The organism is Anaerobacillus alkalidiazotrophicus (genome assembly GCF_001866055.1).
On sequence record NZ_MLQS01000016.1, the window covers coordinates 19,479 to 30,893 of the forward strand.

General features: G+C 34.4%; 7 protein-coding genes. 6 read left to right on the top strand and 1 reads right to left on the bottom strand.

The window, feature by feature from the left end; all coding sequences use genetic code 11:
• Positions 1-135: 135 nt before the first annotated feature.
• On the top strand, positions 136-1,158 hold the full coding sequence (gene moaA, locus BKP45_RS10440; protein ID WP_071389636.1) for a GTP 3',8-cyclase MoaA: 1,023 nt from the start codon (positions 136-138) through the stop codon (positions 1,156-1,158).
• A gap of 269 nt (positions 1,159-1,427) precedes the next feature.
• Here the strand turns inward: moaA and BKP45_RS10445 are convergent, their stop codons facing one another.
• Positions 1,428-1,736 carry a HesB/YadR/YfhF family protein gene (locus tag BKP45_RS10445; RefSeq protein ID WP_071389637.1) on the bottom strand — a complete coding sequence of 103 codons (309 nt, stop codon included), beginning with the start codon at positions 1,734-1,736 and terminating at the stop codon, positions 1,428-1,430.
• 189 nt (positions 1,737-1,925) lie between these two features.
• Here BKP45_RS10445 and BKP45_RS10450 point away from each other — a divergent pair, with 189 nt between their 5' ends.
• The 5 genes from BKP45_RS10450 (at position 1,926) to parC (ending at position 10,976) form a co-directional block, all read left to right on the top strand.
• Positions 1,926-3,443, top strand: coding sequence for a carboxypeptidase M32 (locus BKP45_RS10450; RefSeq protein ID WP_071389638.1), 1,518 nt, complete (start codon positions 1,926-1,928; stop codon positions 3,441-3,443).
• A gap of 795 nt (positions 3,444-4,238) precedes the next feature.
• Positions 4,239-4,757, top strand: coding sequence for a ribonuclease H-like YkuK family protein (locus BKP45_RS10455; protein ID WP_071389639.1), 519 nt, complete (start codon positions 4,239-4,241; stop codon positions 4,755-4,757).
• A gap of 932 nt (positions 4,758-5,689) precedes the next feature.
• Complete coding sequence (locus BKP45_RS10460) at positions 5,690-6,103, top strand: CoA-binding protein (protein WP_071389640.1); 414 nt, start codon at positions 5,690-5,692, stop codon at positions 6,101-6,103.
• A gap of 464 nt (positions 6,104-6,567) precedes the next feature.
• Complete coding sequence (parE, locus tag BKP45_RS10465) at positions 6,568-8,544, top strand: DNA topoisomerase IV subunit B (protein ID WP_071389641.1); 1,977 nt, start codon at positions 6,568-6,570, stop codon at positions 8,542-8,544.
• A gap of 2 nt (positions 8,545-8,546) precedes the next feature.
• Complete coding sequence (parC, locus tag BKP45_RS10470; protein ID WP_071389642.1) at positions 8,547-10,976, top strand: DNA topoisomerase IV subunit A; 2,430 nt, start codon at positions 8,547-8,549, stop codon at positions 10,974-10,976.
• Positions 10,977-11,415: the final 439 nt, after the last annotated feature.

An 11,415-nucleotide genomic window follows, 5' to 3' on the forward strand; every position in this document is an offset into this window, starting at 1 on the left:
TCACTATGACTCAGATAACATATTTGTTTTTAACTACATTAGTTTGGTGTCGCAGGATTAATGGAATTGTGAGATTGACATAAATAAAACGCCCTTGTAACTTAATTTATTACGAAGGAGAAGGGGGACAAATTAATGGCAAATAAGCGTTTTTATGATCAGTTAGGACGCCCACTTCGTGATTTGAGAATATCAGTAACTGATCGTTGCAATTTTCGATGTAGTTATTGTATGCCTTCAGAAATCTTTGATAAAGATTTTATGTTTTTACCGAGAAATGAAGTTCTTTCATTTGAGGAAATTACAAAACTTGCTACATTATTTGTAGAAGGTGCTGGCATTGAGAAAATACGAATTACAGGTGGAGAGCCGTTAGTTCGAAAAGATCTTGTCAAGTTAATTCGTATGCTTTCTAAGATTGAAGGTATTAAAGATATTGCAATGACGACAAATGGTGCACTATTAAAAAAACATGCTTTAGAACTTAAGGATGCTGGCTTGCAGCGTGTCACGATTAGTTTAGATAGTCTAAACGATGAACGTTTTCGTAAGATTAATGGACGAAACGTTGGTGTAGATCAAATTCTTGAAGGGATTGAGGCTGCCAAGAATGTAGGTCTTCAAGTTAAGATTAATATGGTTGTCCAGCGAGGCTTAAATCACGAGGATATTGTTCCGATGGTTCGTTATTTTAAAGATACAGATATTATTTTACGTTTTATTGAATTCATGGATGTTGGTAACTCAAACGGATGGAAATTAGACCAAGTCGTTTCAAAAAAAGAGATTTTTGATCGTATTAATAAAGAGTTTCCAATTGAACCTATTAAACCGAATTATGAAGGGGAAGTTGCGACTAGATTCGGTTTTAAGGATAATGATAATGAAATTGGTATTATTTCTTCTGTTACTGATGCTTTTTGTTCAAACTGTCAAAGAGCTAGACTTTCTGCAGACGGTAAACTAGTTACTTGCTTGTTTGCTTCAGAGGGCCATGATTTGAGAGATCTCTTACGTTCAGGTGCTAGTGATGATCAATTACTGGAACGGATTGCTAGTATATGGACTGCTAGAACTGATCGGTATTCTGAAGAGCGTCTGCTTCATACGGATAAAAAACAAATTCGTAAAATTGAAATGTCACATATTGGTGGATAAAAAAATGAAACCCGAGTTTATAAACTCGGGTTTTTAGTATTTTAAATATATTGAAATTGTATTGACGTTTAGCTGTTGTTGGTAACCAAGGCACATGTACTTTTCTTGTATAATCAGAATTTATAAATTTCTAACTTGGAAACTGTCTAGCTCTAGAAGCCATCGGCTCGAACACTTCAGATCGGCAACTGCGGTCAAAGAGCAGACCACTTCTTGCCGACCTTCCAGTGTTTGTCGCCAATAGGCGGGCGCCTTGCGCTTTTCTGTTATTAATTTGAGTTTGGATTTTCTACATCTCTCAAGTTTGGATTATCAAAAGTTACATAATTAAGATCTTCGTCAAAATCGATTACCATACCATTTAAATACCAAAAATCTTCTTCCTCAACGAAAAATCTTATCCCGCTTTTACTTTTAATAAATGACTTTTTGGAAGGTTCATCCTTTGTTACACCGACTGAAAATCCGCCAGAACCGCAACCACCTACACGAACATATAACCTTAACGCATCACCTGCTACTAGATCCATTTCTTTTTTATATAATTCTACAGCTTTTTCACTAATTCTCATTTCCATTTTAACTGTCCTCCTCACTACTTATCCGTTTTCTTTATATCATATTAACTATTTTTTTCAAAATGATATGTTTGTAAAAAGTTTTTTAATGAAAATAGTTTAATTTGTATAAAATATTTAGGATATAGAAGGAATGGAAAAATAAGTATCGAATTTAACATACTGCAAGTGAAGAAAGGAAGTGGAATAATGGTAAGAAATATATCTGAAATTGAAAAATCATTTATTAATTATGTAAAGAAGATGTCAAGTTATAATGAAGCTATTTCCTTAATGTATTGGGATTTACGTACAGGTGCACCTAAAAAAGGCGTAGAACAACGCTCAGAAACAATAGGTACCCTATCAACGGATGTTTTTAATATGAGTGTATCAGAGGAAATGGGAGAATATTTACAAGCATTATCTAATCCTGAGGTCAAAGGGGAAATTTCAAATATAACCAAAAAATTGGTAGAAGAGTGTAAGAGGGATTATGAAAAAAACAAGAAGATCCCACCTGAAGAGTATAAAGAGTTTGTGATACTAACATCAAAAGCAGAAACTATATGGGAAGAAGCGAAGGAAAAAGCTGATTTTAATAGCTTTGCTCCGTATTTGGAAAAAATAGTAGCTTATTTAAGAAAATATGTTGAACGAATTGGCTATGAAGGAAACAAATATAATGCACTTTTAGATGACTATGAGCCTGGGATTACTGTTGAAGTATTAGACCGTGTATTTGGTGAGTTAAGGGAAAAGCTAGTTCCCTTGGTTAAAGCTGTTACTGAATCTCCCAAGCAGCCTCATACTGATTTTTTGTTTGAGCACTTTCCTAAAGAAAAACAACAAGGTTTTAGTTCTGAGTTATTAAGGCAGTTACAATACGATTTTGAAGCGGGGCGTTTAGACACGACGGTTCATCCATTTGCAATTGCGATTAATCGTAATGATGTTCGTGTAACAACCAAATATGATGAAAAGGATTTTCGGACGGCCATTTTCGGTACAATTCATGAATGTGGCCATGCACTATATGAGCAGAATATTTCAGAAGACTTAATTGGTACACCTCTTTGTGATGGTACATCAATGGGAATTCACGAATCTCAATCATTGTTTTGTGAAAATTTTGTAGGACGTAATTTTTCTTTTTGGAAGAAGAATTATCAATTGCTTAAAGAATATAGTGGTGAACAATTTGAGGATGTCAGCCTAGAAGATTATTACAAAGCAATTAATGTAGCTGGTCCATCACTTATCCGTATTGAAGCAGATGAAATGACTTATTCACTTCATATTATTTTACGATATGAAATAGAAAAAGCTCTTATTAATGGTGAAATTGAAGTGAAAGATCTGCCAGAAATCTGGAATGATAAAATGGAAGAATACTTAGGAATTCGCCCATCACACGATGGTGAAGGTGTTCTTCAAGATGTGCACTGGGCTGGTGGGAGCTTCGGTTATTTTCCATCGTACGCATTAGGTTATATTTATGCAGCTCAAATGAAAAATGAAATGGATAAGGATATAACAAACTTTGATCAATTACTTGACGAAGGAAATTTTACACCGATTAAACAATGGTTGATAACCAATATTCACCAGTATGGTAAGATGAAACAGCCTTTAGAAATTATTAAAGATATAACTGGTGAAGGCTTAGAGCCAAAATATTTAATTTCATACTTAGAAAAGAAGTATAAGGAAGTCTACGAATTATAATGTGTAAAAAGGGAGCAGTAGCATTAATTTGTGCCTGCTTCTTTTTTTATTTAATCATAATTTATAAATTTCTAACTTGGAAACTGTCTAGCGCAAGCAAATACTCAAAATTAAACAAGAAAAAACAGTGGAAAATGTGTTTGAATTTGAATTTGAAGTGAAATTCGATAATGGAGAGAAGATAAAAAAATACGTAATTATAGTGGATTTTTATTAGGCGGACCCTAGTTCCGTTATTCCTGTCAAAATAAGAGATTTAAGATCTATGCGGACTCACATTCCGTTATTTAGTACTAAAACTAGTGATTTCTTGTAATTTAAGTTAAATAAGGGATTCTCTGTCCGAAAGGTATAATAAATTGGGTGAATTACTAGAAATAGCGGATTCTCTGTCCTCTACATAATTGATTTTACTATTTTAGAACATAAGCACGAGCACGCTCCTTGTCGCTTGCTATACATAATATTTGTAATTTAACTAGTTTGTGTAGGATACGTCGAGTGTGCCGATCACTTATCATTAAATGATTAGCAACCTCGAGTGGAGTAATTGGACGTAGCAATCGTCTTGCAAATCTCACAACCTCTGATTCAAGCCAAGATAAATTTAAAGGAATATCAGTTGAGAGGAATTTGCCTATAAATGCAAGTCTAAGCTGTTGACATTGTTTTGGCTTATCTTACTATATTCTACAATTTATATAGTCACATATTTTGTACTTCTAGATAAACTGTATTAAGAATATTAATTAAATAAAGGGATTGTTCAAAAAAACCGTTACAAAGGAGTATGGCATGAATAACGACCTATTATTTTATAATACTTCAACAGCAGAAATGACATTTGATGAAGTTTTTGATCGCTTACTTCAGTTTATTAAACGAGACCCAACTGCAACGTATCGTTTAGCGGTTGGAACCGACTCGCAAGTTCATCAACATGGGACAAAGTTTATAACTACGATCCATCTTCACCGTGTTGGAAGAGGGGCATGGGGATGTCTAAAAAAGGTTATGGTACCACGAAGAATTGCATCTTTAAAAGAGAAGATTTACTTAGAAACGATGTATAGTCAAGAGGTTGCATCGAAATTTACAGAAGAACATATCTCAACAATGGTTGATCTCTTAATTCCATATAGTGATGAGGGAGCTGATTTCATTTTTGAAATTCATTTAGATATAGGTAAAAGAGGTAAGACAAAGTATTTCATTGAAGAAATGACTGAACAAATATGGGCACTCGGAGTTCAACCAAAGATAAAACCAAACTCCTATGCAGCATCATCTTATGCAAATAAATACACGAAGTAATTTCTACTCTTACTCCTCCAACAAAAATACAACCTCTTGAAAACCCCAAGATAGCCCCCATTAATGTATGTAAATATCCTATAATTTTTTTCTGAATTTCTTAGTACACTTTAAGACAGAGATTCCTCTATTTTTGGAAAAGGACGTTTTTTTACAATTTGTAGACAATAGATCCTTTATTTAATCAAATTCATTAAATAATTTCAATTTCAGGACAGAATAACGAATTGTCTGTCCGAAATAATCCGAAAATTATGTTTTTATTTAAAATAAGGGATCTGGTGTCCACTTAATATAACAGCACAATTTGTTTGTAAATGCACCTCTTTGCACCAATAAGTTAAAATAAAATAATTTTCATTTTAACCTACATATACAAACATTGTCACTAATAGTTTGATCAACAGAAGAAAGTAACACTTTATTTTCATACCAAATTTGTAATTTTTTTAACGAGTTTTTCTTTAATTTCGGATGGTCCATTTTTCGGGTATTGGGCTTTAATTTCAATATTTAAGTGCAAATCTACGAAAGTGTTCAAATGCTTCTTCCACAGTGGGAATTGTTATCCTTTGGCCTCTATAAGGTTACATTCCATTCTCATCGGAAAAATCGTATCCTGCATCTAATTGATTTAATTCATCAAGAGTAAACGTATCAATGGCTCGTGTACCGTTTGTGGTTCTATCTACAATGCAACTCCCATTGATTGAAGTTCAGCTTTATAGAATATCGGCATTATAAAATTTCACGTACCGTATTTGATATATAAATCATAAATTAATTAACTAGAAGTAATCAATAACACAAAAAAATCAACACTTTCTAATGAAGAACGTTTGTAAAAATTTAGTATACTTTATTTTTGTCCAATAATTGGATAAAATACATGTAGAAGAATTTAGAAAGAAATAATTGAAGAGGTGAAGAATTTGTCTATTATTAATCCTGAGAGAAGCGAAATAAAAAAAGTTTTAGAAGAGAATAAAAGAATTGCGGTTGTTGGTTTATCGAATAATCCAGAACGTACATCTTACATGGTTGCTCAGGCTATGCAAAATGCTGGATATGAGATTATTCCAGTAAATCCAGTTATTACAGAAGCGTTAGGAGTAAAAGCTGTCCCAACTTTAAAAGATATTGAAGGTCCCGTTGATATTGTTAATGTATTTAGAAAAAGTGAGTTTCTGCCAGAAATAGCTAGAGAAACTGTAGAAATTAATGCAAAAGTATTTTGGGCCCAATTAGGGGTCATCAATGATAAAGCGTATAATTATTTAAAAGATCATAATATGACTGTTATAATGGATCGTTGTATTAAGGTAGAGCATGCAATGACGAAATAAATTCAAATTGTGTAATTGAGTTTTTTGAATTGTTCGAAAACGCTATCAAAACCCTTAATCTTATTAACTTTCGTTAAAATTACATAAGTATGTTTTGTAGAAAAAACCTCTTATTTTTTGTAAAAATATAGGGTTTTTTTTGTGTTTTATCGTAAATCAAGCTTGAAAAATAAGGATTTAAACGCTATTGTAAATAAGGACAGGAGCTAAACGGAATTTAATACTAGTGAAAAAGACGTCTTGAAAGAAACGCTTGTTCGTATTATATTTATTCTACAAGAAACTGCAATTTTATAATAACGTAATGTATTTACGCGCCATTTAACTTTAATCGTGTTTAAAAAACGTAAGTAAGTTTACGCTAAATAGTGATGAAAGTATAAGGATTTAGAAATTAACATGATATTTTGACGGAATAACATGTTTCAAATATTACATGGAGTTTATGAAGGGAGTCTATCTTCTTGGCAACTAAAGCAAAATTTGATTATAACGATGATGCCATTCAAGTATTAGAAGGACTTGAGGCTGTAAGAAAAAGACCAGGGATGTACATTGGTAGTACAGACTCTAGGGGATTACATCATCTAGTTTATGAGATCGTTGATAACGCTGTTGATGAGGCGTTAGCTGGATTTGGTAATGAAATCAAGGTAACGATCCATAAAGACAATAGTATAAGTGTTGAAGATGAAGGGCGAGGTATGCCTACTGGAATGCATAAAATGGGTAAACCTACACCAGAAATCATCTTAACTGTTCTCCACGCTGGAGGAAAGTTTGGTCAAGGTGGTTATTCTACGAGTGGTGGATTACATGGGGTTGGTGCATCGGTTGTAAATGCTCTTTCTGAATGGCTTGAAGTAACGATAAAACGAGATGGTTTTATTTTTAAGCAGCGCTTTGAAAACGGTGGTAAACCTGTTACTACTCTTGAAAAAAAAGGAACAACTAAAAAGACAGGTACTACCATTCACTTTAAACCTGATCCTACTATTTTTAGTACGACCACTTACAATTTCGAAACATTAACGGAACGTTTGCGTGAAGCTGCTTTTCTATTAAAAGGTTTGAAGATTCAATTAAAAGATACAAGAACTGGTAAAGAAGGTCAACAAGAAACGTTTCATTACGAAAGTGGAATTGAAGCCTTTGTTGAATACTTAAATGAAGATAAAGAAACACTTCATCCTGTTACCTTTTTTCAAGGGAAAAACCAAAACATTGAGGTTGAATTTTCGTTCCAATTTAACGATGGGTATACAGAAAATGTCCTCTCTTTCGTAAACAACGTACGTACGAAAGATGGGGGAACTCATGAGCTAGGTGCCAAAACTGCTATGACGAGAATTATTAACGAATATGCTCGTAAGACGGCTCTATTAAAAGAAAAAGATAAAAACCTAGATGGTTCAGACATAAGAGAAGGCTTCACAGCGATTGTTTCTGTACGAGTACCAGAGGAAAAACTACAGTTTGAAGGTCAAACGAAAGGGAAACTTGGAACTCCAGAGGGTCGTTCAGCTGTTGACGCAGTTGTTAGTGAACAACTTTCCTTTTTTCTTGAGGAAAATCCGGATATTAGTTCACTGTTAATCAAAAAGTCGATAAAAGCTGCTCAAGCAAGAGAAGCAGCTAGAAAAGCTAGGGAAGATGCTCGTAGTGGAAAGAAATCGAAACGAAAAGAAAGTTTATTAAGCGGTAAGCTTACTCCTGCTCAATCGAAAAACCCTAGTCGTAATGAACTTTATCTCGTTGAGGGAGATTCAGCAGGTGGATCAGCCAAACAAGGCCGTGATCGGAAATTCCAAGCTGTATTGCCTCTTCGTGGTAAAGTGATAAATACGGAAAAAGCAAAACTTGCTGATATTATGAAGAACGAAGAAATTCGGACGATCATTTATGCTATTGGTGCTGATGTAGGTTCTGATTTTAACGTTGATGATATAAATTACGATAAAATTATTATTATGACCGATGCCGATACAGATGGTGCCCATATTCAAGTGCTTTTACTTACATTTTTCTACCGATATATGCGCCCGCTTATCGAAGCAGGCAAGGTTTATATCGCTCTGCCGCCTTTGTATAAAGTTAGTAAAGGATCAGGAAAAAAAGAAGTAGTTGAATATGCATGGGACGAAAATGGTTTGAAGGATGCCATGAAAAAAGTCGGTAAAGGCTACACAATCCAACGATATAAAGGTTTAGGTGAGATGGATGCCACTCAGCTTTGGGAAACGACGATGGATCCAGAAACTAGAACATTAATACGTGTTAAGATTGAAGACGTTGCTAGAGCTGAACGTCGAGTTTCAACATTAATGGGGGATAAGGTTGAACCCCGCCGTAAATGGATTGAAACAAATGTTGCCTTTGGTTTAGATGAAGAGACGAACATCCTAGAAAATGAAAATCTAATCTTAACCGAGGAGGAATAAATATGTTGATTGGAGATAAGTATTTAGACCTTCCCTTAGAAGACGTTATTGGGGATCGGTTTGGTCGTTATAGTAAGTACATCATACAAGAACGGGCACTTCCGGACGCTAGAGATGGCTTGAAACCTGTTCAAAGAAGAATTTTATATGCTATGCATAGAGAAGGGAATACGGCTGAAAAACCGTTTAGAAAATCTGCAAAAACGGTTGGTAATGTTATAGGTAACTATCATCCTCATGGAGATTCATCAGTATATGATGCGATGATCCGGATGAGTCAAGACTGGAAAGTACGGTACGGCCTAGTTCAAATGCATGGTAATAACGGTTCAATTGATGGTGACCCCCCAGCAGCAATGCGTTATACAGAGGCAAGGCTATCTGCAATATCGTCTGAGATGCTAAGGGATATTGAAAAAGATACAGTTGATTTTATACCTAACTTCGATGATTCAGAAGAAGAGCCTGTTGTTTTGCCGGCAATGTTTCCTAATTTACTTGTGAATGGGTCAACGGGAATATCTGCAGGATATGCAACAGATATTCCACCTCATCAACTTGGTGAGGTCATTGATGCAGCTATTTTACAAATGGAGAATCCTAGCTGTTCTTTAGATGAACTTATGGAAATAATTAAGGGCCCTGACTTTCCAACTGGCGGAATTATTCAAGGTGTTGATGGAATTCGTAACGCCTATAAGACCGGCAAAGGAAAAGTAGTCGTTCGCAGTAAGGCTGAAATTGAGTCAGTTCGTGGTGGAAAACAACAAATAATCATTACTGAAATTCCTTATGAAATTGTTAAAGCAAATCTTGTAAAAAAAATGGATGAAATCCGCTTTGATAAAAAAGTAGACGGTATTGCCGAAGTTCGTGATGATACAGATCGTACAGGATTACGAATAGTTATTGAGTTAAAAAAGGATGCTGATGCAGAAGGCATTTTAAATTATTTATATAAAAATACAGACCTACAAGTAACCTATAACTTTAATATGGTAGCAATCTTTAATAAACGCCCATGTTTGTTAGGTTTGAAACAATTATTACAAGCATACGTTAACCATCAAAAAGAAGTGGTTACTAGACGTTCAACGTTTGAGTTAAGAAGAGCAGAGGAACGTCAACATGTAGTTGAAGGATTAATCCGTGCTATTTCGATTTTAGATGAAGTGATTGAAACGATCCGAGCTTCTAAAGATAAGCGGAACTCAAAAGATAATTTGATAGATAAGTTTCAATTCACAGAAGCTCAAGCTGAGGCAATTGTTACATTACAGTTGTATCGTCTAACGAATACTGATGTAACTACTTTACAAAAAGAAAGTAATGAATTAGAAAAGAAAATTACTGAACTAACAGCAATCTTAAAAAGCGAGAAAAAACTTATTTCTGTAATAAAGAAGGACCTACTTACTATTAAGAAAACCTTCAACGATGAACGTCGTACAGTAATTGAGAAGGAAATCGAAGAAATCAAGATTAACCTTGAAGTCTTAGTCCCAGCAGAAGATGTCATTGTAACAGTAACAAAAGAAGGGTATGTTAAGCGGACAAGCGTACGTTCGTTTGCAGCCTCGAATGGTGACCCTACCGGAATGAAAGAGGGAGATCGGGTTATTGGTCAACTTGAGACAAATACAACAGACACGTTATTAATTTTTACCGCTAATGGAAATTATCTATATATTCCAGTCCATCAACTACCTGATATACGTTGGAAAGATCTAGGACAGCACGTAGCCAATATTGTTCCTCTAGAACGTGGTGATGAAATCCTTAAGGCATTTTCAATTAACGAGTTTTCAGAGGATAAATATCTAGTTTTCTTTACGAAAAATGGTATGGCAAAACGTACACCACTTTCAGAATATCAAGCACAACGTTACTCTAAACCGTTGATGGCATTAAAGCTTAAGGATGACGATATTGTTGTTAATGTTGATCTCACTAATGGAAATCAAGACGTGTTTATTGCAACTAATTTCGGGTATGGCTTATGGTTTACTGAAGAAGAAATAAGTATTGTTGGGCAAAGAGCTTCCGGAGTTAAAGGTATTAACTTAAAGCCAGGTGATTACGTAATTAGTGGCTTAATGTTTAATCAAGAAGAAAAGACACAATTATTTGTAATAACCCACCGTGGAGCTACTAAAAAGATGAACTTAACAGAATTTGATAAAACAAGTCGTGCAAAACGTGGATTAATCATGTTAAGAGAATTAAAAAATAATCCTCACCGTTTACTAGCCTTAATGAAAGTAAATAATGAATCTATTACCCATATTAAAACAGTAAAAGGTGCTGAAGAAACATTGGAAGTTGTCCAAATTAAACCGAGTGATCGTTATAGTAACGGTTCCTTTGTTATTGATACAGCAAAAGATGGTGAAATTATCGACTTTTGGGTAGAAAAACGAGAAGAAGAGTAATTACACTTTGAATATTGGACAACTTAGCAGAGTTTAACTGGTAAGCGGTTTTAATTATAGGTATGAGCACGAACGACCTTTGATAAAAGTTCGCATTGGTATTCCAATTGAGAAACCAATGCGAATTTTTAGTTAAAGGAGAATCTCAACCCGATTTATCAAAGTTACTGCTTACCATATTATTTCATTTTGGCTCTATAATAATTGTTGGGGTATCCAAACAATTAGGTTAGTGGTGATATTCTTCTTTTTTGCTTCATGGGCGTAGCCCATGAAGCAAAAAAGAACACGCAACCTACCAATTCTTTTATACTTGAATTGACGAGAAACAAGTAAAAGATTGGGGTTGCGTGTGAGTGAATTTTATCATAGATTTGCCAGGATTGAAAGATGTGCTCATTAAGAAGGTTGAAGAGGTTGATCATGTCATACGATTTTT

Bases quoted from the DNA above. Each gene is read 5' to 3' on its own strand.
- moaA (WP_071389636.1), top strand. From the start codon at position 136: ATGGCAAATAAGCGTTTTTATGATCAGTTAGGACGCCCACTTCGTGAT.
- BKP45_RS10445 (WP_071389637.1), bottom strand. From the start codon at position 1,736: ATGGAAATGAGAATTAGTGAAAAAGCTGTAGAATTATATAAAAAAGAA.
- BKP45_RS10450 (WP_071389638.1), top strand. From the start codon at position 1,926: ATGGTAAGAAATATATCTGAAATTGAAAAATCATTTATTAATTATGTA.
- parC (WP_071389642.1), top strand. From the start codon at position 8,547: ATGTTGATTGGAGATAAGTATTTAGACCTTCCCTTAGAAGACGTTATT.
- BKP45_RS10455 (WP_071389639.1), top strand. From the start codon at position 4,239: ATGAATAACGACCTATTATTTTATAATACTTCAACAGCAGAAATGACA.